Annotated in this window: 18 protein-coding genes and 5 pseudogenes; 17 read left to right on the top strand and 6 right to left on the bottom strand. The window is 54.5% G+C overall.

All coding sequences use genetic code 11. The annotated features are described in order from the left end of the window. Positions 1-37 precede the first annotated feature (37 nt). The 4 genes from ACQZ5N_RS11830 (at position 38) to ACQZ5N_RS11815 (ending at position 4,310) form a co-directional block, all read left to right on the top strand. Entirely contained in the window at positions 38-964 is a 927-nt protein-coding gene (locus ACQZ5N_RS11830) for a nucleotidyltransferase and HEPN domain-containing protein (RefSeq protein WP_425644759.1), read from the top strand. Between the two features lie 184 nt (positions 965-1,148). Continuing rightward, positions 1,149-1,457: a mobilization protein gene (locus ACQZ5N_RS11825; protein ID WP_425644757.1), complete on the top strand. Its 309-nt coding sequence runs from the start codon at positions 1,149-1,151 to the stop codon at positions 1,455-1,457. Continuing rightward, positions 1,454-3,118, top strand: a complete 1,665-nt coding sequence (locus tag ACQZ5N_RS11820; RefSeq protein ID WP_448732982.1) for a type IV secretory system conjugative DNA transfer family protein — start codon at positions 1,454-1,456, stop codon at positions 3,116-3,118. Before ACQZ5N_RS11825 ends, ACQZ5N_RS11820 begins: the two co-directional genes overlap by 4 nt. A 241-nt stretch (positions 3,119-3,359) precedes the next feature. Beyond that, positions 3,360-4,310 (top strand): bile acid:sodium symporter family protein, encoded by a 951-nt coding sequence (locus tag ACQZ5N_RS11815; protein ID WP_020808814.1) that lies wholly within the window; start codon positions 3,360-3,362, stop codon positions 4,308-4,310. 49 nt (positions 4,311-4,359) lie between these two features. On the opposite strand, the gene ACQZ5N_RS11810 is transcribed toward ACQZ5N_RS11815, so the two are convergent. Beyond that, on the bottom strand, positions 4,360-5,415 hold the full coding sequence (locus ACQZ5N_RS11810; protein WP_448732981.1) for an aldo/keto reductase: 1,056 nt from the start codon (positions 5,413-5,415) through the stop codon (positions 4,360-4,362). Between the two features lie 185 nt (positions 5,416-5,600). Between ACQZ5N_RS11810 and ACQZ5N_RS11805 the strand changes: the two genes are divergently transcribed. Continuing rightward, a complete protein-coding gene (locus ACQZ5N_RS11805) occupies positions 5,601-6,506 on the top strand; it encodes a LysR family transcriptional regulator (protein WP_448732980.1) in 906 nt (301 codons plus the stop codon). Positions 6,507-6,647: 141 nt separating this feature from the next. Here ACQZ5N_RS11805 and ACQZ5N_RS11800 read toward each other — a convergent pair. Both ACQZ5N_RS11800 and ACQZ5N_RS11795 read right to left on the bottom strand, forming a co-directional pair. Further along, positions 6,648-6,792: pseudogene (locus ACQZ5N_RS11800) on the bottom strand (NagC family transcriptional regulator); the annotation flags it as partial. Positions 6,793-7,153: 361 nt separating this feature from the next. Further along, a complete protein-coding gene (locus ACQZ5N_RS11795) occupies positions 7,154-8,515 on the bottom strand; it encodes an acyltransferase family protein (protein ID WP_448732979.1) in 1,362 nt (453 codons plus the stop codon). On the opposite strand from ACQZ5N_RS11795, the gene ACQZ5N_RS11790 reads away from it, so the two are divergent. Further along, positions 8,514-9,698 carry an AGE family epimerase/isomerase gene (locus ACQZ5N_RS11790; RefSeq protein ID WP_448732978.1) on the top strand — a complete coding sequence of 395 codons (1,185 nt, stop codon included), beginning with the start codon at positions 8,514-8,516 and terminating at the stop codon, positions 9,696-9,698. The two genes, ACQZ5N_RS11795 and ACQZ5N_RS11790, sit on opposite strands and share 2 nt — an antisense overlap. 162 nt (positions 9,699-9,860) lie before the next feature. Here the strand turns inward: ACQZ5N_RS11790 and ACQZ5N_RS11785 are convergent, their stop codons facing one another. Both ACQZ5N_RS11785 and ACQZ5N_RS11780 read right to left on the bottom strand, forming a co-directional pair. After that, positions 9,861-11,624 (bottom strand): ABC transporter ATP-binding protein, encoded by a 1,764-nt coding sequence (locus tag ACQZ5N_RS11785; protein ID WP_174058794.1) that lies wholly within the window; start codon positions 11,622-11,624, stop codon positions 9,861-9,863. A 269-nt stretch (positions 11,625-11,893) separates the two neighbouring features. Next, positions 11,894-13,324, bottom strand: a complete 1,431-nt coding sequence (locus tag ACQZ5N_RS11780; protein WP_448732977.1) for a mannose-1-phosphate guanylyltransferase/mannose-6-phosphate isomerase — start codon at positions 13,322-13,324, stop codon at positions 11,894-11,896. A gap of 321 nt (positions 13,325-13,645) precedes the next feature. On the opposite strand from ACQZ5N_RS11780, the gene ACQZ5N_RS11775 reads away from it, so the two are divergent. The 9 genes and pseudogenes from ACQZ5N_RS11775 to ACQZ5N_RS11735 form a co-directional block, all read left to right on the top strand. After that, positions 13,646-14,923 carry a glycosyltransferase family 4 protein gene (locus ACQZ5N_RS11775; protein ID WP_448732976.1) on the top strand — a complete coding sequence of 426 codons (1,278 nt, stop codon included), beginning with the start codon at positions 13,646-13,648 and terminating at the stop codon, positions 14,921-14,923. 173 nt (positions 14,924-15,096) lie between these two features. Continuing rightward, entirely contained in the window at positions 15,097-16,068 is a 972-nt protein-coding gene (gmd, locus tag ACQZ5N_RS11770; protein WP_020811463.1) for a GDP-mannose 4,6-dehydratase, read from the top strand. Between the two features lie 2 nt (positions 16,069-16,070). Beyond that, complete coding sequence (locus tag ACQZ5N_RS11765; RefSeq protein WP_269833003.1) at positions 16,071-17,066, top strand: GDP-mannose 4,6-dehydratase; 996 nt, start codon at positions 16,071-16,073, stop codon at positions 17,064-17,066. Positions 17,067-17,378: 312 nt separating this feature from the next. Next, positions 17,379-18,839: a glycosyltransferase family 4 protein gene (locus tag ACQZ5N_RS11760; RefSeq protein ID WP_448732975.1), complete on the top strand. Its 1,461-nt coding sequence runs from the start codon at positions 17,379-17,381 to the stop codon at positions 18,837-18,839. A gap of 515 nt (positions 18,840-19,354) precedes the next feature. Continuing rightward, positions 19,355-19,678 (top strand): annotated as a pseudogene (locus ACQZ5N_RS11755) (IS630 family transposase); the annotation flags it as partial. 82 nt (positions 19,679-19,760) lie between these two features. Beyond that, positions 19,761-20,147 (top strand): IS66-like element accessory protein TnpA, encoded by a 387-nt coding sequence (tnpA, locus tag ACQZ5N_RS11750; protein WP_448732974.1) that lies wholly within the window; start codon positions 19,761-19,763, stop codon positions 20,145-20,147. Then, positions 20,144-20,497 carry an IS66 family insertion sequence element accessory protein TnpB gene (tnpB, locus tag ACQZ5N_RS11745; RefSeq protein WP_448732973.1) on the top strand — a complete coding sequence of 118 codons (354 nt, stop codon included), beginning with the start codon at positions 20,144-20,146 and terminating at the stop codon, positions 20,495-20,497. Before tnpA ends, tnpB begins: the two co-directional genes overlap by 4 nt. Positions 20,498-20,564: 67 nt before the next feature. Further along, positions 20,565-20,873, top strand: a pseudogene (locus ACQZ5N_RS11740) (transposase domain-containing protein); the annotation flags it as partial. Positions 20,874-20,875: 2 nt separating this feature from the next. After that, positions 20,876-20,995, top strand: a pseudogene (locus tag ACQZ5N_RS11735) (IS630 family transposase); the annotation flags it as partial. A gap of 47 nt (positions 20,996-21,042) precedes the next feature. Here the strand turns inward: ACQZ5N_RS11735 and ACQZ5N_RS11730 are convergent. Further along, positions 21,043-22,284 (bottom strand): annotated as a pseudogene (locus ACQZ5N_RS11730) (IS3 family transposase); the annotation flags it as partial. Between the two features lie 122 nt (positions 22,285-22,406). Here ACQZ5N_RS11730 and ACQZ5N_RS11725 point away from each other — a divergent pair. Together ACQZ5N_RS11725 and ACQZ5N_RS11720 are read left to right on the top strand one after the other, a co-directional pair. Further along, complete coding sequence (locus tag ACQZ5N_RS11725; protein WP_448733037.1) at positions 22,407-22,712, top strand: hypothetical protein; 306 nt, start codon at positions 22,407-22,409, stop codon at positions 22,710-22,712. A 906-nt stretch (positions 22,713-23,618) separates the two neighbouring features. Next, entirely contained in the window at positions 23,619-25,070 is a 1,452-nt protein-coding gene (locus ACQZ5N_RS11720; protein WP_080853498.1) for a glycosyltransferase family 4 protein, read from the top strand. Positions 25,071-25,073: the final 3 nt, after the last annotated feature.

Below are 25,073 nucleotides of genomic sequence, written 5' to 3'. Positions count from 1 at the left end.
TGGACCATACAAGATACCGTCGAGAAACGGAGCAGACATGAAGACCAGCCTTGAACACCTGCCGGAACGAAAGCAACGCGAGCTTGCGCGCGTCGTCGGGATTATCCAGGAAGAGTTTGCTGATCTGGTGGAGCGCTCCAAGTCTGATGCCAAGAAAGACGGGCGGATTTTCAAAATCATTTTGTTTGGTTCTTACGCGCGTGGCACCTGGGTGGATGAACCGCATACGTCGAAAGGCTATCGATCGGATTTCGATATTCTCGTCATCGTCAGCAACAAGGAACTGGCCGATCCCAAATACTGGGACAAGACAACAGACCGGCTGATGTGGGACAAGGAGATCGAGACGCCTGTTGGTCTCATCGTGCATGGCGCTCGGGAGATCACCAACTTTTTGAATGATGGGCAGGCCTTCTTCGTCGATATCACTCGCGAGGGTATTGTCCTCTACGAATTCGATGACAGAGAACTCGCCGGGCCCAAGCCTCTTAGCCCTAACGATGCACTAAGAGTGGCGGAAGAACATTTCCAGCGGGAAATGAAGAGCGCAAGCGAGTTTCTCGAGCTAGCCGAAATCGCTTCTGGAAAGGAAATGGATAAAAAAGCCGTCTTCCTGCTCCACCAAGCAGTTGAGACCGCCTACAACTGCTACCTCCTGACACTGACAAACTATTCCCCTGCGTCGCACAACCTGAAATTCCTGCGCGGACTTTCCGAAGGTCGCGATCACCGTTTGATCGACATCTGGCCGCGCGATCGTCAGCGATTTACCACATGGTACAACATCCTGAATGAGGCCTACGTCAAGGCACGCTATTCGAAGCGTTTCGAGGTTTCCGAAGAAGCGCTCATCTGGCTTCAGGAGCGGACGGCTGAACTTCACAAGCTGGTTGAGACGCTCTGCCGCGAGCACATCGAAAAGCTCGAACAGGCCGCGGGACAAGCCGGAAATTCCAGCGACTGAGCTTCACCGGTGGCGGAGTAATCCTGAGCTCAGGCAACAGCCACCGCAACCTCATGAACCACAGGGTCCAACCTCCTCTTGCAATCGCTATGTCGATCTCCTCATAGAAACTGGTCTGTCTTCCGGGAGCGAAGCCGCGGTCACAGCGGCAGTTCCGGTGCGGCCGCAATCGAAAGGAATAATCGTGGCAAGGAAAACCATCGCACAACGCCTGGCTGAACTGGAGGCGCAACGGTCCGCGCTCAAGGCCCGGCTTTCAAAAACCGAGCGCAACAACGATACGCGCCGCAAGGTCCTGATAGGGTCGCTCGTTCTGCATCACCTGGAGACCTCGGATGATCAGGATTTTAAGCAGCAGCTTGGTGAATGGCTGCGCCGCGAACTGCCGGGTTTTCTGACACGCGACAATGACAAGGCGCTCTTTGCCGATCTGATCGAACCAGGGCTGCCGGGCACAGGAGAGTGTGGCGACAGCGGGCAGGGTGCTCCATGAACCGATTGCGACTTGTCCGGGACGCATTCAAAAACATGATGCGAGCCGCCGCGCGTGATCCGCTTTGGGCATTTCTGGCTTTCATTGCCATGCCCTTCCGGATATGGAAACCGCTTCTCGGATTTGTCGTCATCCTCATCATCGTCACGTTTGTGATCGGCATGGGTGGCCGTCATTTCCTCGAGCAAACGGGTTTCGGGCGCGGCTCGCTTGTCTACATCCTCCCCGATTTCCTCACCCTGCTGGCGCTTGCCGTCATCACCTTCCGGTTCATCACCAGCGCGCTCATTTTGCATTTCGGGGAAAGTGACGATGATACCCACGGCTCCGCCCGCTTTGCGACAGACAAGGAGATAGCCGCTCTCACCGCATCCGGCTCCGGCCTCCTGATCGGTCGTGATATGAAGACGGCCAAGCCCCTGCGCTATGATGGCCCGGCCCATCTCCTCACGATGGCGCCGACGCGAACCGGCAAGGGTATCGGTACGATCATCCCAAATCTGTTGACCGCCGACCGTTCCGTGATCTGCGCCGATCCAAAAGGCGAGAATGCAAGGATCACCGGCCGTGCTCGCCAGAAATTCGGTCCGGTTCATGTGCTCGATCCTTTCGGGATCACCGGCAGACCCTCGGCAGCCTTCAACCCCCTGGCCATGCTCGATCCCCACAGCCTCGATGTTGCGGAAGACGCCAGTACCCTTGCCGACGCTCTCGTGTTCGACGAACCGGGAATGGCGGGAGAGGCGCATTGGAACGAGGAGGCAAAAGCGCTTATTGCGGGATTGCTGCTCGAGATCGTTGCGGCGGAGCCCTTGAGTGGCAGGCACCTTGCAACACTTCGCGACTATCTCACCCTTGCTCCGGAACAGTTTGCTACACTGCTCAAGCGTATGCAGGACAGCGATGCGGCAAGAGGCCTTGTCGCGCGCGCCGCAAACCGCCACCTCGGAAAATCCGATCGCGAAGCTGCAGGCGTTCTGTCCGCAGCGCAACGCCATACGCATTTTCTTGATTCACCGCGTATGACGGCCGTCCTCAGTCGCTCGGATTTCCGGTTTGCCGATCTCAAGCACAGCAATGTGACGGTGTTCCTCGTTCTTCCGCCTGATCGTCTCTCGACCTATTCGCGCTGGCTGCGCCTGCTTGTCTCGCAAAGCCTGCTCGAAATGGCCCGCGATTCGGCAAAGCCGGCGACACCGGTTCTCTATCTGCTCGATGAGTTCGCATCGCTTGGGCATCTGGCGCCAGTCGAACGCGCGATGGGACTGATGGCGGGCTATGGTGTCCAGCTTTGGCCCATCCTCCAGGACATCCATCAGCTGCGCGCCACATACGGTCACCGCGCCGGAACCTTCCTGTCAAATGCCGGCGTGCTGCAGGTCTTCGGCGTCAACGATCATGACAGCGCCCGCCTCATCTCTGATTTGCTCGGACAGGAAACGGTCGTGTTCCAGACTATGGCCAGAGCGCTCGATTCTGATAAGACCGGCATCTCCTACAGCCAACAGCATACCAGCCGACCGCTACTCACACCTGATGAGGTTCGCAATCTGCCGGCGAAAGGGCAATTGCTGTTCCTGGCCGGACAACGACCAATATTCGCTGACAAGCTTGCCTATTTTGCCGATCCGGAATTCAGGGAGATGTTCGACCCAGTCTAACGGGATGCACGACGAAAAGGCAGTCCAGCATCTGAGACCTTGTATGCGCGGCCCTCGGGCTCTCTTCGGCGCAACGGGAAGCGGATAGATGAGCCTTCGTCCAAATTGCAGTCCTGTGGCGACGGCGGCATCGTGGCGGAGGGATCGTTTTCGACCGCGAGGTCTAGCAACCGAGTAATGACCTTGACAGGGCACCATAGGAGTCTAGACGGGGTTTCATGATCATCTTGGGAGTATGGAAATGAAAACACTGGCAGCCGTTTCGGCTTTTGTAGGCAAGACCTTTGCCGCCTGGGTCATCCTGTTTGCCGTGCTCGGCTTCTTTTTTCCGGATACGTTCAAGCAGATTGCGCCGTGGATCGTCACGCTTCTGTCTATCATCATGTTCGGAATGGGGCTCACACTTTCGGTCGATGATTTCAGGGAGGTCGTAAAAAGGCCATTCGATGTGACGATCGGCGTGCTCGGCCAGTTTCTCATCATGCCGCTTCTGGCGGTGCTGCTCACCCGCATCATTCCCATGCCTCCGGAAGTCGCGGCGGGCGTCATTCTGGTCGGCTGCTGCCCGGGCGGCACATCCTCCAATGTCATGACCTATCTCTCCAAGGGCGATGTCGCCTTGTCCGTTGCCTGCACTTCGGTCACCACGCTTGCCGCGCCGCTGGTGACGCCGTTCCTCGTCTGGCTGTTCGCAAGCCAGTTCCTGCCCGTCGACGGCTGGGCGATGTTCCTTAGCATCGTCAAAGTCGTTCTGGTTCCGCTCGCTCTCGGCGCCGCCCTGCAGAAGCTCCTGCCCGGTCTCGTCAAGACCGCCGTTCCGGCATTGCCGCTAGTAAGCGTCATCGGCATCGTCCTCATCGTTTCGGCGGTGGTGGGAGGATCCAAGGCGTCCATAGCCCAGTCCGGACTGATGATTTTTGCCGTCGTCGTGCTGCATAACGGGCTTGGCTATCTCCTCGGTTACCTCGCGGCAAAGGCAACGGGCCTGTCGCTTGCCAAGCGCAAGGCCATTGCGATTGAGGTGGGCATGCAGAATTCGGGCCTTGGCGCGGCACTTGCAACGGCCTATTTTTCGCCTCTCGCCGCGGTTCCGAGCGCTATTTTCAGCGTCTGGCACAATATTTCCGGCGCAATCCTGGCCAACTGGTTTTCGGGCCGGGTGGACGCAGGCTCCGCCAACAAAACCGCCTGAAGCTCACCATCTGTCAGGCCGCCCGTAGTTCAGGCGGCCCGACCCTGCCTTAGAACGGCATAGTCTGATGTGCTACGGCCGGTGGATTAAGCTTGGCAAAGCCCTCCTGGCGCTGATACGGGAAATGCGGATAGGGAGCAGTCGTCTCGCTGGCCTCGTCCAGCTTCGCTACCTGTGCGGACGTCAGTTCCCATCCCACGGCATCGAGGTTCTGGCGAAGCTGTTCCTCATTGCGCGCGCCGATGATGACCGTGGAGACAGTCGGGCGTCTGAGCAGCCAGTTGAGGGCGACCTGCGGCACCGTCCTGCCGGTTTCTTCCGCAACAGCGTCGAGCGCATCGATGACGCGGTAGAGATGTTCATCATTAACCGGCGGGCCGAAGCTGGCGGTCTCATGCAGGCGGCTACCTTCGGGCAGCGGCGTGCCGCGACGGATTTTTCCGGTCAACCGCCCCCAGCCAAGCGGGCTCCAGACCATTGCGCCAAGACCCTGATCCGCGCCGAGCGGCATCAGATCCCACTCGTAATCCCGGCCGATCAGGGAGTAATAGACCTGATTGGCCACATAACGCGGCCAGCCATATCGATCCGCGACGGCAAGCGATTTCATGATCTGCCAGCCTGAAAAATTCGAGACGCCGGTATATCGCACCTTGCCGGAGCGGACGAGCGTATCGAGCGTCGACAGCACTTCCTCAACCGGTGTGAAGGCATCGAAGGCATGGAGCTGAAGGATATCGATATAGTCGGTCTGTAGGCGGCGCAGGGCGTCATCCACCGCGCGCAGCAGCCGGAAGCGGGACGAGCCCGCCTCGTTCGGACCGTCGCCCATCGGCAGGCTGGTCTTGGTTGAGATTAGAACGCTGTCGCGCCTTCCCTTGACGGCTTCGCCGAGCACGTCCTCCGATGCGCCATTGGAATAGACATCGGCGGTATCGAACAGGTTGACGCCGGCTTCCAGACAAATATCGATCAGGCGCCGGGCTTCCGTGGCGTCTGAATTGCCCCAGTTGCTGAAGAGCGGGCCTGCGCCGCCGAAAGTTCCGGTGCCGAAACTCAAGACCGGCACTTTCAGGCCGGATTGGCCGAGATGGCGATATTCCATGGGGCGTTCCTTTGTTGCGTCGAAATGGTTGCGGGCGGGGCTATGGCCGCGCCGCGCTGTGTCCATCCCGTCATGATCTGGCAGATGAAGATTGCGATGCGTTTCAATCGCCGTCTGAAGATAGACGCTCGCTCTTCAATGAAATAGAATGCAGAAAATACTATCACTTGTGAGATGAAGTCATCATGGCGCGACTGGAGATCAACCGGGCAGGGGAGATGGAAATCTTCGTGCGGGTCGTCGAACTCGGCGGTTTTTCCCGCGCGGCCGCGGCGGCAAACATGACGCCTTCGGCGGTGAGCAAGCTGATCGCACGGCTGGAAAGCCGCCTCGGCGCCCGCCTGCTCAACCGTTCCACCCGGCAGCTTCAGATAACGCCCGAGGGCTGCGCCTTCTATGAAAGGGCCACCCGCATCCTCGCCGATCTCGAAGAAGCCGAACGCGCCGCGGGTGAGGGCGAGCAGCCTGTCGGCCGCGTGCGGATCAACACCAGCGCTTCTTATGCAACGCACATTCTTGCGCCCATCCTGCCACGGTTTCTGTCGCTTCATCCGGGCATCACGCTCGATATCGTCCAGACGGATATGGTGGTTGACCTTCTTGCGGAACGCATGGATGTCGCGGTGCGCGCCGGGCCGCTCAAAAGCTCAACTCTCGTTGCCCGGAAACTCGGTGAGACAGGGATGATCATCGCCGCCGCCCCGGATTATCTGGAGCGTTGCGGCGTGCCGCAAACCATCGCCGATCTGGAGGATCACAATCGGCTCGGATTCGGTTACGCGCGGTCAGTCGACGGGTGGCCGTTGCGGGACGCCGGAAAAACCGTCGTCATCCCGGCGACAGGGCGCGTGCAGGTCAGCGATGGCGAGGGCCTTCGCCGTCTTGCCCTTGCCGGTGTCGGGCTGGTCCGCCTTGCCTCTTTCACCGTGCGGGAGGATATCGCCGCCGGCCGGCTTGTCTCCGTGCTCGATCACCTCGATACGGGTGAGACGGAGATGTTTCATGCCGTTTATGTCGGCCAGCGCGGGCCGCTTCCGGCACGCATCCGGGCCCTGCTCGATTTTCTCGGCGAATGCGGGCGGGTGAGATAATCTAGGGCGTTGGAATGTGTGATCCGCATGAAGACGGCGTGGGTCTGGGAAATGAGGCGTCTGCACCGGCCGCCTATGGTTTCGGACCGGACAATGCGAAGGCGGGCCGGGGGGTGCTGGGCAACCATCGTCCCTGCCGGGACCGTTTTTCTGCAACGTCGCGACCGGGTATTGCAGCGCCGGGCGTCTGAGCGAATCATCCGGGCTGTATATGCGGCTGAATTCGCCGGCATTGCCATGAGAACCGTGAAAGGGCTGCCCTACCGTGGATCAACCCGCCGCTGAACCAAGGTACATTGATGTGAAATAACAGGACCAAGGAAACGGATATCGCCCGTAATCCATCGAGAGAGGGAAAGTCGTCGTGTTTCACACCGGGTGGCCCGTGCCTCTTTTGCAGCAAGGCCCTCTCGTATTGTCAATCTCTGAGTTAGTAAATTCCGAAATCCAGAAGCCTGGCGACAGAAGCGCAGGCCTTCCTTGCTTGGCGGGATAGTTTCTTGCGCTACTCTTACGGGGAGTGGTCAGTGACCCCAGCCGATTGTCGAGAAATTTATTGACGAGATCATCCGCATTGCATTGCCTGCGGTGTGATTGACCAAGCCTGTTCGCGATATCCTGACGCCAAAATAGCTGAAAAATCGCTCTTATCCGTTGGGATTGACCGGTTTGGTTTGCGCCAGCGTCGATGGACCGCCCTTTAGTAGAGATCTGAGAATTTGTTTTGCTGGAAGCTCAATATACGAGAATGACAGAATGGAGATGGCTGACGCAACTCCGAAGAATGCGAGCATGACCGTAGGTGAGTAGAAAACGGTCCTATCGTAACCTAGGTGAAATGCGGTCAGCACAAACACGCACTGAAGTGGGAAGTGCCACAAGTAGACCGAATAACTCACATCACCTAGCCATTCGAATAGGCGGATTCGTCGCTGATAGCGCATATTCAATGCGGTCAGGGCGATGATACCTAAAGGAAATGCCATTGTATCAAGTAGGAACTTCCTCGCCTCTGGAACGAAAATCAACACCGACCAGCAGACAAGTACGACGAAAACAAACGGTGCAATGACCCTGTCGCCAAATTGTCGTTTACCCCCCCTAAACACGGCGAAGAGAAGCCCTGCGAGATAAAATTGCGTTAGTCCGCTGGCAACCTTGTAAGCTGATGCTGGAAGTAAATGCCCTAGGATGAGCAGCCCCACGAAATATATGTACCGAGCTTTGCCGAGCATGCATCCAATAGCGAAGGTGATGTAGAGAAGGATTTCAACAGAAATCGACCAAACCGGAGCATTGAAAGACCAGCCCTCTTCGAGCCCCCAGGCTGACATCAGGAGTATGTTCAGTACGGCGTGATAGGTGTCGTAAAATGCGTAAACAAAATAGCTTCCTGTCTCTCCGCGAATAAACCACTGGACAATGAAAACCGAAACAAACGTGATGATGTAAAGCGGATAAATCCTGCTGAATCTGTCGACGGCGAAGGCTGTGAGGCTCAGCTTTTTTGATGTCAGCTTCTCTTCAGCTAACCAGAAGAAAATCACGCCAGAGAGAGCAAAAAACAGCGGTACCGCCCGCCAGCCCTCCCGATAAAACAAGGCGAATGCTTGGTAAAATGGCTGTGCCTCCGTCCTGAGTGGCCCCAGCACGGTTCCATTGAAAAAAAAATGCTGCCAATGCCAGAAAACTACGGCAAACGCAGCGATACCCCGCAGGCCATCGAGGAAGCTTAATCGGGCTATCATGGACGAGTTGTTCATATTTGAAGCCATATTCAATCTTGTGCCGCTCCGCAATTCATCTTCATCGCTTAGCCGGTAGCGTAACTCGGTTCCCTTTACAGCGCTCGCCAAAACATACCCTGCCTCGCGTGCCGCGGCTTTATGAGAGAGCAAATGATAGTGTTTGTGGTTGACAGCGTCACAAAACATAAATTCAAGCGTTTGCTTCTGGGTTCCCTTAGCGTATTCGTCCCTACCAAGACGTAGAATAGAGAGTTGACGCATGACATTGCAATTTCCGAACATCGCGCAGACGCTTGCCGAAGAGATCGGAAGATTACGCAAATGGCTGGATGAGGACGCCCTGCCCCTGTGGTGGGAGGCGGGTTCGGCGCGGCCGGATGGCGGCTTTTACGAACGTCTCGGCCAGGATGCGAAACCGGTTTTTTCCGATGACCGCCGCGCCCGCGTGCAGCCGCGTCAGGCCTATTGTTTCGCCGCCGCCGGTCAGCATGGCTGGCAGGGGGCGTGGAAAGACGCGCTCCTGCATGGCCTCTCCTGGTTCGAGAAGGTCTATCGCCTCGAAAACGGCCTTTATGGCAACCTTGCCGACCAGACCGGCAAGCTGATCGATCCCTCCTTCGATCTCTACAATCAGGCCTTTGCGCTGTTTGCCGCCGCACAGGCGGCGGCGAGCCTTCCCGAGCGCCGGGACGAGATGCGCGACCGGGCGCTCGATATCCTTGCCATCCTCGAACGCGACTACAGACATCCGGTCGCCGGCTTCGAGGAAGCGAACCCGCCGCGCACGCCGCTCTGCTCCAATCCGCATATGCATCTCTTCGAGGCGATGCTGGCCTGGGAGGCGCAGGACCCGGACGGCCCGTGGTCGGTGCTGGCCGACGAGATCGCCGATCTTGCGCTTAACCGCTTCATCGATGGCGGCAATGGCGGCTTGCGCGAATTCTTCGCCCATGACTGGACACCGCATGACAGCGACAGGGGCCGGATCATGGAGCCGGGCCACCAGTTCGAATGGGCCTGGCTTCTGGTGCGCTGGGGCAGCCTGCGTGGAAACGATGAAGCGATCGGCAAGGCAAAACGGCTGTTCGAGATCGGCGAGGCCTACGGCATCTGCCCGCGCCGCAAGGTGGCGGTGATGAGCCTCTACGACGATTTTTCGGTGCATGACGGGCTGGCGCGGTTGTGGCCGCAGACGGAATGGCTGAAGGCTGCGGTGCGGCTGGCGAGCGTTACGAACGGCGAGGAACGGCAGCGTTACCTCGCCTCCGGCCTCAGCGCCATCGGCGCGCTGCAGCCTTTCCTCGACACGCCGGTCAAGGGCCTGTGGTTCGACAAATGGCCGGCCGACAGGCCGATGCTCGACGAACCGGCGCCGGCAAGCACGTTTTATCACATCGTCTGCGCCATATATGAGGCAGAGGCCGTGCTGGCGGTCAGTGGGTGAACTCAGCACGCCCAGCCGGTGGGCGTGCCATATACACCACCCTCCTTTTCAGGGCGGCGAGACAGTCAGTATTAATTAATATGCTACAAGCAAGCGGTTTATCATAACCGACGCACTCGGCGCAGATCAAAGTCGCGCCTTTCGTGTGTCGAATCTTTACCACTAAGCTACATCGGCATCAAATTGGATGCTGTGAAGCCGTTTATAAAGGCCATCATTCGCAAGAAGCTCACGTCTGCTGCCCTGCTCGGCGACTTCACCATTATCCATAACGACAATCTTGTCGGCACGATTGATAGTGGAGAGACGGTGAGCAATGACGATTGATGTCTTGTTGAGCGTCAATCGTTCAAGTGCATCTCTGACGAGAGCTTCGGATTCCGAATCCAATGCGCTGGTTGCTTCATCGAGGATCAAAATATCTGCGTCTCTGAGCATGGCGCGGGCAATCGCAACACGCTGCCGCTGCCCCCCGGACAATCCAGAGCCATTTTCACCGAGTCTGCTATCATAGCCTTCCGGCATGCTCATGATGAAATCGTGCGCATTGGCTGCCTTGGCGGCGGCTATTATCTCTTCTTCGGTGGCATTGTCGCGGCCAACGGAAATATTGTGCCTTATGGATCCCGAAAACAGGAATGTTTCCTGCCCAACGTAAGAAACGTGCTCGCGCAAGCTCGAAAAAGAAACGTCGCGCAAATCCATACCGTTGATTTCTACTGAACCGGTTTGCGGGTCGTAAAGGCGCATCATAAGATTGATGATGGTGGATTTGCCGCTGCCGGATGGGCCGACCAGTGCAGTCATCTTGCCACCTTCGAAGAGCAGGCTGACATCCTTCAGAACGGGCTGGCCTGCAACATATTCAAAGCTCACATTTTTTAGTTCGACATCGCCTGTCGCTTTGGGCAGAGGCTCGGCGTCTTTTTTCTCGGCAAGCGTCAGCGGCGCGTCCAGCACCTCAAACATCATCCGCACGCCAATCATGCCGCCTTCGATCTGTACCCGCATGCGGGCGAGGCGTTTCGCCGGTTCATAGGCGAGCAGCAGGGCGGTAATAAACGCCATCAAATCGCCCGGCGAACCGCCTTTTTCGAGAACCGTATAGCCGGACACGGCAATAACGACAGCAATTGCGAGGCCTGATAGCGTCTCCATGATGGGACTGGTTGCGGCCTCTAGTTTGGCAATGCCATTGGCACGTTGCTCTACGTCGGAAACCGCCTTGTTCATGCGCTGACGCATAAGCTTCTCAAGGGAGAATGCCTTGATGACACGTACACCTATGCTGGTTTCCTGTACGACATTGACAATCTCACCGAGCGAAGCAAGCTCCGCCTCCATGATCTTGCGTACGCGGCGCAAGACAAGCCGAACGCTGAAGATGGCAAGAGGACCAATAATCATGGAGATCGCACTCAGGAGGAAATTCTGGGCGAACATCACGATAATCAGACCGATAAGCGAAAACAGGTCACGCACGAACGATGTGACAATCGTATCGATGACACTGCGTGCCGCCTGTGCATTGTAAGTAACGCGAACCAGCAGTTCCGAGGACGGCAGATTCTGAAAGAAGGAAACGCCCTGCTTCAGAAGCCGATCGTAGATCTTGCGTTGTTGCTCCGCTACGATGCTATTACCAGCTTTGCTGAGATAATAGCTCTGCACAAAGGTTGCGAGGCCTTTGACGATGAAGATGGCCGCGACTGCAAAGGCAATCTCGAGAACGACGTCAAAGCCCTGCTTCAGATAAACGCTGTTGACGATATCGCGCATGATCCATGCGCTGAGAGACGTCGTGCCGGCGACGACGAGCATCGCGGCAATTGCCGCAGAATACCAGCCAACATGCTTTCTGAAATTTTCTTTGAAAAGTCGCACCAGCAACGTCTTGTCGTTTTCAGACAAAAAAGATCCGATCACGGAGATATCCTTAGTTAGCTGATACCACTACGATTTGAGAAATTGATGGCTGTCCATTTCGATCATTTTTGACCAGGAAACCAGTCCACTATCTGTTCCGAATAGCTAAGCCGCATTCTACTTCGTTTCGTAATCCCGTATCAACTGGCTTAATAATTTCTCTCGGCGCTGGAAAAGTCCTCAGACTCGTTGTTCAAGCGAACCAAATAGTGCGGTGGCCGGCGAGTGTCAACATCCCGCCGACCCGGTCGAACATTCGAGATGCACCGTTAACGTCTTTTATAATCGTCCTCGATGCGGATGACATCGTCCTCGCCGATATAGGCTCCGGTCTGGATTTCGACCAACTCGAGCGGGATCTGCCCCTCATTGGCAAGCCGGTGCGGCTGGCCGATCGGGATATAGACCGACTGGTTCTCCGTCAGCAGCCGGGTCTCCTCGCCAATCGTCACCGTCGCCGTGCCCTTGACGACGATCCAGTGTTCCGAGCGGTGATAATGTTTCTGGAACGAGATGCGGTGGCCGGGATCGACCGTGATGTGGCCAACCCGGTAACGCTCGTCCACATACATGTGTTCGATATAACCCCAGGGGCGATAGACGCGCTTGTGGCTTTGCGTCTGCGGTGCGTGTTCGCCGTCCTTCAGCGTCTCCACCAGACCCTTCACATCCTGCACCCGGTTTTTCGGCACCACCAGAACCGCATCCTTGGTGGCCACCACCACCATGTCCTTCGCGCCAACCACCGTCGTCAGCAATTGCGTCGAATGGATGAGGCAGCCTTCGGAATCGATGAAGACGCCGTTGCCTTCCAGCGCATTGTCGTTGCCGCGCTTGTCGGCGATCTCCCAGATCGCATCCCAACTGCCGATATCCGACCAGCGGAAATGGCCATGCACCACCGCCATGCGTTTGGTCTTCTCGATCACCGCATAGTCGATGGAGTTTTTCGGCGAGGCCTCGAAGCTTGCCTGATGCAGGCGCACGAAACCGAGGTCGCTTTCATATTGCTCGACCGCCTGCGTCACCGCCGCAAGAATCTCCGGGGCGAAGGCCTTCAGTTCGGCGATCATCACATCGGAGCGGAACAGGAAGTTGCCGGAATTCCAGAGATAACCCTTTTCCAGATAGGAGATCGCCGTCTTCATATCCGGCTTTTCCACGAAGGCGTCGACGGTGCTGAGGTCTTTTTCGCCATCGATCGCCTCGCCCGGCTTGATATAACCGTAGGAGGTGCGCGGTTCGGTCGGCACCAGGCCGAAGACGACGATATTGCCCTGATCGGCGGCTTTTGCGCCGAGTTTCACGGCGTCTGAAAACTTGTCGGCATCGAGCACCACATGGTCGGCGGCAAGTGCCAGCACCAGGCATCCGGGCTCGCGGCGCTCGGCCAGCACGGCGGCGGCAGCCATGGCGGCGGCGCTGTCGCGGCGGGCGGGCTCCAGCACCACGGTTGCCGGCAGATCGATCTCTTCGGCCTGACGGCGGGCGAAGAAACGGAAATCCTCGTTGGTGATCACCAGCGGCTCGGCATAAAGCCCCTTGTCTCCCACCCGCTGCAGCGTCTGCTGATAGGTCGAAAGATTGCCGACCAGCGGCTGAAACTGCTTGGGCAACTGATCGCGCGATACCGGCCAAAGCCGCGAACCGGCACCGCCGGCCAGAAGAACCGGCGTGATCTTTCGAGCGTATGTGTTCAAAATGAAACCTCTCAACTTTCTATCGCCCCTTAACTTTCGTGATATCGAACGTGAGGTGACGCTTCAAATGCGGGATAGAGCTTTCCACAGCGAATAGAAACAACCTAATTTTTGCTTGATGAACCGATGACTGCCGAAGTTTTCACGGGTGATGAGCGCATTTGACAAGAGTTCGGAACCACCTGTATAAGCCGCCCACATCTCTCCGCCCGCGCCAAAGGTTAAGGGTTTAAAGCGGGGCGTGTCCCCGATGTGGGTGATTTAGTAACGTTGCATCGGCGTCAACTGCCACTTGGTGGGGCATGAGGATATGTCTGTAAGATGACTGAAGTTTTTTTCGATCTTTCCGAACTTTTTTTAAATTCAGGCGTAAAATTTAAATATTATGGTATCTCCAGAACTGTGATGGAGGTCGCTTACGAACTGACAAAATTGGATTCCAGAGTCCGATACGTCATATATTCTCCGTATCATGGTCGGTTTTTTGAAGTTTTTCCAAGGGTTGGAGACGCATCGCCGACCGGCGTGCTGGACCACAATCTTCCTCCCTCTGCTACCCCTCTTCGGCTGCGCCAAAGCCTCTTCAACAATAACCCCGTCAAATCTTCCGTTTATTGGGCTATTCGAAAGGTCGTCGATTTCAGAAACCGGCGGCGATGGGCTACGGTCCCGGATGGTTCGGCTAAGGAAGTCGATCTCTCCGGTCATGTGCTGATCTCCCTGGGCAGGCCGAAGATTATGTCCGACTATCTGGCCGCCCTTGAAGCGCGTGGAACAAACGTGATCTTTGTCCCACTTCTGCACGACATGATCCCGTTGCATGATTTCACGCACAGGAATCAATTCTCTTTCCCGAAGAATTTTCTGCACGACAATCAGGTGGCGATTAAAGCATCGTCACTCATTCTCACGAATTCGGAATTCACAGCTCGTGAGGTTCTGCATTTTTCGGAGAAAGGCGTGTTACCGCCTGTATCAAAGGTCATTGCCGTGCCGCTTTGCAACGAGTTGCGCCCGACCTCAGAACCTATAGAGAAGCGCGGGCCGTCCGGACGTTACATCTTATGCGTGGGAATCTATAATGGCAGGAAAAATCTGGAATGCGTAGTTGAGGCCATGATGTCCCTTCACGAGCGGGGAATGGATGTCCCCAATCTCGTGTTGGCTGGTGCGAGACGCAAACGTGTGGAGAAATTTCTAAAGAATAAGCGATTTCTGCCCCTGTCCACAAAATTTCATTTCGTACTCAACCCGAACCAGGCGGAACTGGCGGAATTGTATAAGCGTGCATTTGCGCTTGTTCTCCCCAGTCGGATGGAAGGATGGGGTTTGCCGATCAGCGAGGCGTTATGGTGCGGAACACCTGCACTGGCGGCGGACGTTCCGGCACTGCGAGAGGCGGGGGGCGATCTGGCGCGCTATTTCGACCCGGAAAAGCCAGATGAGTTGGCGAATGTTTTGGGTGAGTTGTTGGGGAATAACGCAGATTACGAAGCCCTGCGTCTTGAGATCGCTGAACGGAAACCCTCGATGCGGACATGGCGCAATGTCGCATCTGAAATGCTTTTAGGGGTGAAAAATACGCTTTTAGCCACTTGAAGCGTTTCGGAGGTCACGTGGGTAACGGATATCTGTGCGTTTAGAGAAAAGGACTCGGTAAATACCGACAAATATCATAGAAGGGGTTGCTGCCTGCGCATTTTTTGGAATTCGTGCTGGCATGTAACGCAGGATGACCAGAAGATCTGGGTTGATTAGATTACAGGTGGAATATGAAAAAGGCGTTGGTAACCGGATTAACTGGCCAGGATGGAGCCTATCTTTCGCAGTTTTTGCTGGAGAAGGGTTATGAAGTATACGGCTTGGTGCGTCGCTCCAGTACCGCAGATGTCAATGATACTAGGCTGAAGTGGCTGAATATCGACAGGCATGTTCGTTTTATTGATGGAAATCTTACAGATCTCTCCAGCATAATTCGGATTATGCGTGAAGTGCAGCCCGACGAAATATACAATCTGGGTGCGCAATCATTTGTGAAGTCTTCCTGGAACCAGCCGCTGCTGACGGGGCAGGTGACCGGCATCGGTTGCGCAAACATGTTGGAGGCGACGAGACTTGAGGCGCCGGGTGCGCGCTTTTATCAGGCTTCCTCTTCTGAGATGTATGGCCTCATTCAGGAGGCGATGCAGAACGAGACGACGCCGTTTTATCCGCGTTCCCCTTATGCTGTTGCGAAACTTTATGCGCACTGGATGACGGTAAACTACCGTGAGAGTTTCGGTTTGCACGCCTCCAGTGGTATTCTGTTCAATCATGAATCGCCGCTGCGTGGGATCGAATTTGTAACCCGCAAGGTTACAGACGGTGTGGCCAGAATTAAGTTGGGGCTTCGCGACGAGCTACGCCTCGGCAACATTGATGCGAAGCGTGACTGGGGTCACTCCAAGGACTATGTCCGTGCAATGTGGCTGATGTTGCAGCAGGAAATCCCGGATGACTATGTCGTTGCAACAGGGCGCACGGTTACCGTTCGAGATATGTGCAAGATCGCTTTCGGGCACGTTGGGCTGAATGTTGACGATTATCTCGTGATCGATCCGGAGCTGTTCCGCCCGGCCGAGGTTGACGTACTTCTTGGTAACCCCAAGAAAGCAAAAGAGAAGCTTGGTTGGGAAGCCACAATCACGCTTGAAGAAATGATTTGTGAAATGGTTGACGCGGATATCAGTCGGCTTTCGAAGTGAATATGGCGCAGCAAAACTCTGTCTCTAATCCCCGTATCTTGATAACGGGCGCGAATGGATTTGTTGGACGTTGGCTGCGGGAGGAATTACAAAAAGTCCTCCCGCCGGCTGCTCAGATAATTTCCACCTTCAAGGGAGGTGGAAATGACATTGCCGCTCAGTCACAAGGAACTGAGGTCTCAATTGCGTTGGACATTGAAGACGAAGAGGCTGTCGCACAGGTTATAGAGACTTGGCGACCGACCGTGGTTATACATTTGGCTGCGGTCTCTCATGTATTGGAAGCCTCTGCTTCTCCGAAACAGACATTTGCCGTCAATCTTAACGGAACGATTGCGCTGGCATGTAGTGTTCGCAAATTTTGTCCTGAAGCCCTGTTCCTAAATATCGGGTCGTCCGAGGTTTATGGGAGCAGCTTTATCGGTGCGACAAGGCCTTTGGACGAGGAAACGTTACTTGCTCCGACAAATGTCTATGCAACGTCAAAAGCGGCGGCAGATCTCTTCATTGGCCAGATGTCGAAAAGTGGGCTGAATGCTGTTCGATTTCGACCATTTAACCATACCGGGCCGGGGCAGGCGGAAAACTTCGTAGTCTCCGGTTTCGCGGCGCAGATTGCACGGATTGAAAAAGGTTTGCAACCACCGATCATCAAGGTTGGGAACCTTGAAGCGCAGCGTGATTTTACAGACGTCAGCGATATAGTCTCGGCTTATGTGGCGGCGGCCCTTCTGCCTCCTGAGAGATTTAAGGACGGCGTGATCATAAATCTATCCTCTGGAACCGCGCGCCGAATTGGAGATATTCTAGACAGTCTGCTTGCAATGTCCCAAGTCAAGATTCAAGTCTTAGAAGATCCCGCTCGAATGCGAGCGAGTGAAGTGAGCTATGTGGCAGGGAGTTCGGCCAAAGCTGGTCATCTTCTCCAATGGTCGCCGCAAATCCCCTGGGAAACAACGTTACGTTCGGTTTTGGATTATTGGCGAGCGCGCGAATAAATTCAGGCCGGTCACGAGATCGATTGGATTGATTTACGCGTCAAATATATATGGATCTTGTATTGGCAGCGTTATATCGAAAAAAGAATCACTGCTGCATTACAGTCACCGATTAGTCTCATTGAGGTTTCAAGTTTGCGCGTTGCCTTTTATGCTCTGCAGTCTGTAAAGATTTCTGGGAAGTTTTTCTTGTCCTTGTTACTTGCCTGAAAGGAGCCTTAAATTTCCTCCATAGAAAGCACCAAGCGAAGAAGAATTTATTTTTCTATATGCGCGACTTTACTTTGAGTCCAATATGAAGTTGGGGACACTATGTCTAGTGAACATAAAAAAAAGCGCGTGTTTTTCGATATATCCAGCCTTGTGGAGTATGTTTCGAAAATAGATCGGTACTCCGGAATTCAGCGAGTTCTCGTAAACATAATAACGAAGCTTGAGAATGCGACGTCGGACGCAGAGTTTTATTTATGTTTCCACGAAGGTGTGGGGAAAAAATATGTGTGCGTTTCTTTTGACGAGTTTGACTTAGCTAATTTCGATGATCCCCGGACGCTTCGAGGTGCTTTGAATGTCGGAAAATCGAAAGGTACGGCAGATGTAGGTATAATTTCAAAATATAAATCGAACGCTGCAAAATATTACTTCCATCGAACGAGACTGGATATCTTGGCATTCCTTGGCTCGAAAAGTTCGTTTCTCAGATACAACATAACGCCTGAGCGTTGGCTGGAAATGCGCTTTCCTAAGGATGGAAGGGCTCGGAGGGACACGGTAAGAAAGAGTTTTCTAGCCATATGTCGTCCTGGAGATGCCTTGGTCAATCTCGATAGTTCGTGGTTGCCTTTACATGAAAGAACATTCTCCGCCGCCAAGGAGAAAGGCGTAATATGCTATACGCTTGTCTACGACCTGATTCCCATTTTGCTACCGCAGACGACCCACGGGATGATGCCTCTTATCTTTCATAAATGGCTGGCAAACAGTGTCGACTACACCTCGAAATATCTGTGTATTAGTAATGCTACAAAAAGGGATCTACAGGATTTTTTGGCCAAATACGGTTTCGAACGCGAGGTCGCGGTCTTGTCCCTAGTGCAGCAGGGGATAGATAAGAAAATCTCTCCCACGGCCTTGGGGCCTATGTCTACACAAGTTAACAAAGATGCGTATCCGTGGCTGCACGAAGTGGCGGAAATTTCTGACGATGTACGCAATGTGACGACTGTTCCTTATGTTTTATGTGCCGGAACAATTGAGGCACGGAAAAATGTATGGCGTATCGCTCAGAGTTGGCAGCGCTTGCTTCAAGAAGGGAACTACGACCTTCCACGGCTTGTGTTCGCTGGTAGAAAAGGCTGGCACATTGAGGCGTTCGAAAATTTCCTGAAAGGCTCGGGTAATCTTGATGGTTGGATTCAGGTAGTCGAAGCGCCCAGCGACGCTGAGTTGGCGTTCCTATACAGGAACTGCAAATTTTCGATTATGGCAAGTCTTTACGAGGGCTGGGGATTGCCCGTCGGCGAGGCGCTTTCCTATGGAAAAACGGCAGTCGTGGCCAATAATAGCTCCCTGCCGGAGGTTGGTGGTGAGTATGTCGAATATTGTGATGCGACCTCGATTGAGAGTATTGCTGCGGCTTGTCGTCGCCTTATCAACGATCCTCAGCGCCTCCAGGAGTTGGAAAAGAGGATCTCCACTGCGAAAATGCGTAATTGGGAGGAAGTGTGTCGCGACTTGCTCAGTATTTTAGAGACTGCCCCCGAAAAAATGTGAGCGATTTCAGTCTGTTGCGATTTTTTTCGGATTTGCGAAGAGTCGATGTAGAGCAGGATGGCCTGGAGTGAAACCACCCGACTGAATTATGAGGGCTGTTTGTTGATTTGTGCTGAGAAGTGACTCTAACGCATTTTTTGCTGACGCAAAAACGCTAACGAAGAGCGCCTTCGCCGTAGACGCCGGTGCGTTCACCTCGATGCCTGGGTATCGCCTCAGTTATCATGCGAGCGATTCGGCATTGCGATCCGGCAGCAGGGCAAGGACACGGTTGCGCTCCAAATCGAAGATAATCGTTCGATAGTGTTGACCCTTGCGCCAGGCCCAGTCATTAATCCCGACAACACGCGGTGTCGATATCGGCACAAAGAGACATCCTCACGATCTGTAATATCATGTCGCTGCTGACCGGCGTGCCTAGAGCGCGTCCATTAAACGCGGAATCGCGTTGAGGATTCCCTTGGCTGCCGAATTCTGATTCCTTCCCTCCGACTGGTGATTTGGTCGGAGGCAATATGACCCGAGCGTTCAGCGATGATCTGCGTAGCCGCGTACTGGTTGCGTCACGGAATGGCATGTCGGCGCGTTCAGCAGCAGCACGATTTGGGATTGGAATTTCGACAGCAATCGCCTGGATTGCGAGTGCGCGGCAGGGTCGGTTGACCCCGGCGAAACAAGGCCGACGCTGCGGCTCGCGCCTGGATGCTCACGAGGACTTCATCATCGGCATGATCGAAGATGAAAAGGATATCACGCTCAACGAGATGGTTCTGCGATTGCATGAGGAGAGAGCCGTATTGATCGGCCGCAGTGCACTTGACGTCTGGCTGCGAAAGCGGTAACCGCTGTTCCAATCCCACATTGTCCTCGCCGCCCTGATCTGTGATCGCCTATCCATGGACGAGCAACGGGAGTTTCTCCATGGAGAGTACATTGGAGGTTCTCACGACCAGGAAGTCTGGACGTGAGCTGCATAGGCATTGGCCAGACGAGGTCAAGGCGCAGATCGTTTCGGAGAGCCTTCGGCCCGGAGCCTTGGTCAATGAGGTCGCAGAGCGACACGGCCTGAAGCCGAACCACCTGTCCACCTGGCGGACGATGGCACGGCAGGGCAAGTTGGTTCTGCCCGCACCCGAGGATGCGGTAGAGTTCGCTGCGGTGATTGTCGAACCGCCCGTTGCGGAGCCGCCTATCAAGAAAGCCAACCGACCCGAGATCATTGTCGGCTCTGTCACGATCCGTCTGGAAGAAGGCGCGTCTGTTGCCCGGATCGCCGCTGTCGCGCGGGCTTGTGCGGTTCCGGCATGATCTTTCCCTCGAACCGCGTGCGGATCATGATGGCGACCAAGCCTGTCGATTTCCGCAAGGGTCACGACGGATTGGCGGCGCTGGTAAAGAACGAACTGCACAAGGACCCGTTCACGGGAACGGTCTTCGTATTCCGATCACGCAAGGCGGACCGATTGAAGCTGATCTACTGGGATGGCAGCGGCTTGGTGATGGCCTACAAACGGCTGGAGGAGCACACGTTCACTTGGCCAGACATTCGGGACGGCCTGATGACCTTGGGCCATGCCCAGTTCGAGGCGCTATTTGCGGGGCTCGACTGGCGGCGGGTCCGCTCCGTTGAGACAAGAGCGCCGAGAGCAATCGAGTAGGTGCGTCACGATGACTCGGTCGCAAATTCCGGCAGCGAGATGACGGCCAATTTGATAGACTTCCAGAATGTTGGATGTGGTCGATCTTCCAGACGATATTGCTGCCCTAAAGGCGATGCTGATCGCGTCGCAGCTTCGTGAAGTCCGCAAGGATGATCGGATCGAGCGGCTGGAGAAGCTAGTCGCCGCTTTCAAACAGGCAGCCTTTGGCCGCAAATCCGAGAAGTCTGATCCCGAGCAATTCGACCTCGCACTGGAAGACCTGGAAACGGCCATGGCGGCCGTTCATGCCGAGGACGAGGCAGACAGCGCTACGCCGCAGCCAAAACCACGCGCAGCCAATCGGGGCTCACTTCCCTCCCATCTGCCTCGCGTCGACGCGCCAAAGCCGAGCGGACTGTCGAGGGCTTATGGAATACCGTCGGCCAGATCGTCACGCTGTTCGAACCACAAGAGTGCGCCAACTACTTCAAATCGTGCGGATATGATCCCGAGTAAAGCGGACGCGCTCTAGCCGACATGTCCGGCGAAACGGGGGCACTCCAGTGGACGATCGTCCTGCCTTCGCCGTCGGTAACGGTCTCGATGGCGGCGTCCAGCATCGTGTTGACCAGCCCCGCATCCGGTTGCGTTCCAATTGACCAACTGATCACCATGCCATCGAAGCAATCTATGATGGGCGACAGGTACACCTTTCCAGCTGGAATTTGGAATTCGGTGATGTCTGTGAGCCATTTCTCGTTCGGTGTTTTCGCTCTGAAGTCCCGGTTGATCAGGTTCTCCGGCGCAGGACTGATTTCTCCCATATACGAGCCAAAACGCCGTCGCCGCGGTCTGGCGACCACCAAACTCTCCTGCTTCATCAATCGCTGCACAACCTTTTCCGAGATTGTTACGCTCTGCCTGGCCAGTGACGCCTGCAGTCTGCGGTAGCCGTAGCAGCGATGGTTGCTTTCGAAGATTTCCGTCAGGCTGCGGCGGATGGCGACATACTTGTCTTCCAGATTCACTCGGGTGCGGTGGTAGAAGTACGAGCTCCGCGCAATCCCCACCTGCAAAAGCAGTTCTGGCAATCGATAGGTATCTTTGAGGGCGTCAATCAGCTGTGTCTTTTCCCGATTACTCAGGAGTTGCAGATCGACGCCCAGGCCTTTTTTTAGCAATTCATTGGCCTTCTTCAGCAGATCATGTTCAAGCTGTAATTGTCGGACATCGCGCTGGAGGGCTTCAAGCTGTCGCTCGAGTTCTTCGCACTCCGGCGCTGGCGCAGAAGTGTTGCGGCGTTTCATGGATGAGGCAGCCTCTTGACCGAGTAACTCATTCCTCCAAGCGTACAACGTCGGCCGGCATACACCTAGCCGCTCGGCTATTTGCTGGGCACTTTCCTCTCCACTGCAAAGATCAAGAACTGCGACTTGTTTCAAAGCGTCGGGATAGGCCGGGCGCCAGGATCGACCAATCATCGAAGTTCTCGCCTCCGGAAACGCCTCTCGAACCCATGCGGTCAAAGTTCCACGACCCGGATAGCCCAACGCTCTCATCGTCGCAGAGATACAGCGATCATGAGTGCGGTAGTGCTCAAGCACCGTCTGCTTCTGGGCCTCAGTAAACTTCGGCGCGCGAGCCACACAACGAACGCGTAGGTCTTGATGCTGCTGGTACTCGCGATACCAGTTCCGCAGCGCATTCTTGGTCGGATAACCCAACTGGCGGATCGTCGCCTTAACCCGCTTGCCGAGCTTGATATACAGCTCGACCGCGCGAATTCTGTCAGCATGGGAATACATGAACTACCTCCTGGTGGTCCAAGTTTTAGTCCGCATCCCCACCGGCTCAGTTCTGCGCGGAAACCAACAGAACTGCTCCCGTGGCAGTGGACTCCGGCAAAAAAACGCTACGAGGCTGCGTGATGGCACGCTCAAGGATCATCTATACCCTCAAAGAGGTCGCTGAGATGATCGGCGAGAACCTCGAGTTGATCGAAGAGGTGACCGTCAACTCGGATAATATCAGCGAAGGCGAATTGCTTTATGTCCGCGACGGCTGCGAATACGGCACAAAGGGCCTGACCGAGAACGGCGTGGACGAGCTCCAAAATCTCCTCGCCGACATACGGACATGGGATGGTGGAATCCGCCAGTTTCTCGTCGATGAACAATGCGATCCGGATGTGGTCGAACGCGTTATGGCAGACGAGATGAAACGCGGCCTATAATATCGGCCTCTCGATCAAGCGAAAATGCCTTCGCCGGACGCTCACGATCGGCCTGCGGAAGAACAAGAACTATAGACGGCTCGGAAGAAATCGGCGGGCGGAAAGCTTTCATTGACCCTTCGTCTCACCTTGGTTGTTGCGCTGCAGTCAGAGTCGCGTCGCGGCGCAAATGCCGGGTCACTTCTCATGTTTGGATTTCTTTTTCGAGCCAAGGACTTTTTACCGCTGGAACGAGGATCGATGCGTACATGTTTTAGTCATGCTTGGGACTAGCAATTTGAATTCGACGTAGAGGCTTGGGACGTCGCCGCGAAAACCATCGATGCAGAGGACGCTCTCACGTTCATGCGCGGCAACAACGTTATTTCATTCCGTCAATAATAAACCGGTGTGGCCGTGAAACGGCGCGTACCTTGGTGGCCCGCCAACTTGGACCGTGGCGTACCCGTGACGAATTTGGTTCCAAGTGCTTCCTTCTATTCGGTGGGAAATATCGAGCAATCAAACCGGGATCGATCATCTTAAGGCGAAACGGGACTTCGTTACGTCAGGGATATTGTGTGACGTATGTGTTGATTGCCCTTAATTATTCACGAGATTTATCACCTATGACTAATATGACCTTGTTTTCCAGCGTGTCAACGCGTATCGGAGACATCCTTAAATTGTTGCTGGGTATTTCCCGCTCGAGCATCGATGTAGGATGACCCGGCCATAATGCGCCTTATCGACGTATCCCACGCTGCTGGAGATAAGCGCTTGGCAAATGAAATACTTGGATGGCGGCCAAGATAAACTGGGGAAACACGTTGCAGTCAATTCTGGACGACTGGGGAATTCGTGTCTGAGCAACGCCAATGAAATTCGGTGTTGGTCTGTGATCAACATACAGATTATGAGGTAATAATGGCTCCGTTGGTGAAAAAAAGAAAAATATATTTTGATATATCCAGCTTGGTAAATTATGTCTTCAAGATCGACAGATTTTCAGGTATCCAGCGGGTTCTAGTCAATATCATTATTGGTTTAAAGAATTACACAAATGATGTTGACGTCTTTGTTTGCTTTCATGAGCGCGCAACAAACAATTATGTCTGTGTGAATCTTGTCGATTTTGGTGTTGCAAACCTTGCAAATCCAAAGGCGCTTCGCGATGCGCTGGATATTGATGGGGGCAGGGAGCGCACAAATATTGACGTCCTTTTCAAATATAAATCGGAAACGCTAAAGTATTATTTTCAGCGCACAAAATTTGATATATTTGCACTCCTGTCTCAGAAAGACCGCTTCGTCCGGTTTAATATGACGCCGGAAATGTGGCTTGAAAAAAGATTCCCCCGGAAAAGGAAAAATAAACTCGAAAAAGCGCCGAAGAATGACTTTTTTGCAAATTGTCAGCCCGGAGAAGTTATGGTGAATTTTGATGCTTCATGGCTTCCAATGCATGAAAAGACATTTAAACGGGTAAAGGAGGCAGGTATAACCTGCTATACGCTTGTATATGATCTTATTCCTATTTTAATGCCAAATGTGACTCAGGGTATGATGCCGCTTGCTTTCCACAGTTGGCTTCTTAATAGCGCGGGATATACAACCAAATATTTGTCCATAAGCAATGCCACAAAAAATGACCTTCTTGCTTTTTTTAAAAGCTATAACCTGAACTTTGATGTTCTCACTCTGCCCCTTGTTCAGCAAGGTATCGACAATGAAATTCAGCCACGGAAACTTGGTCCATTGTTAGAGGAAGTGAACAAGGAAAGTTACCCTTTTCTTTGCGAGACGGCGGAACTCTCGGAGACTGTTCGCCATATAGCAACGGTGCCTTATGTCCTGTGCGCTGGTACTATTGAGGCCCGCAAAAATGTCTGGCGAATTGCACACTGTTGGAAAATGTTACTGGAAAAAGGCAACTATAATTTGCCTCGCTTGATTTTCGCCGGACGCAAAGGGTGGCTTATCCAGTCGCTGGAGGGACTTTTGAGTGCGACAGGAAATCTCTACGGCTGGATTGAAATTGTGGATAGTCCGAGCGATGAAGAGTTGGCTTTTCTTTATCGAAATTGCAAATTCACTATCATGGCAAGTCTTTACGAAGGTTGGGGATTGCCGGTTGGGGAGGCTCTCTCTTATGGAAAGACAGCTGTTGTCTCTAACTGCAGTTCACTGCCGGAAGTTGGCGGCGATTTGGTCGAGTATTGTGATCCTGAATCCATTGAAAGTATAGCGGCCGCTTGTGAGCGTCTGATTGTGGATTCGGCGCATCTGGAGCAATTGGAAGCAAAAATCCGGCAAGCCCGTCTGCGTAGCTGGGATGACGTCTGTCGTGAACTATTGGAAATCATAGAGACAGATTGAAAG

The organism is Agrobacterium sp. 22-221-1 (assembly GCF_053522445.1).
The sequence above is the reverse complement of the archived record's forward strand: the minus strand, read 5'-3'. Positions and strand labels throughout refer to the sequence as shown.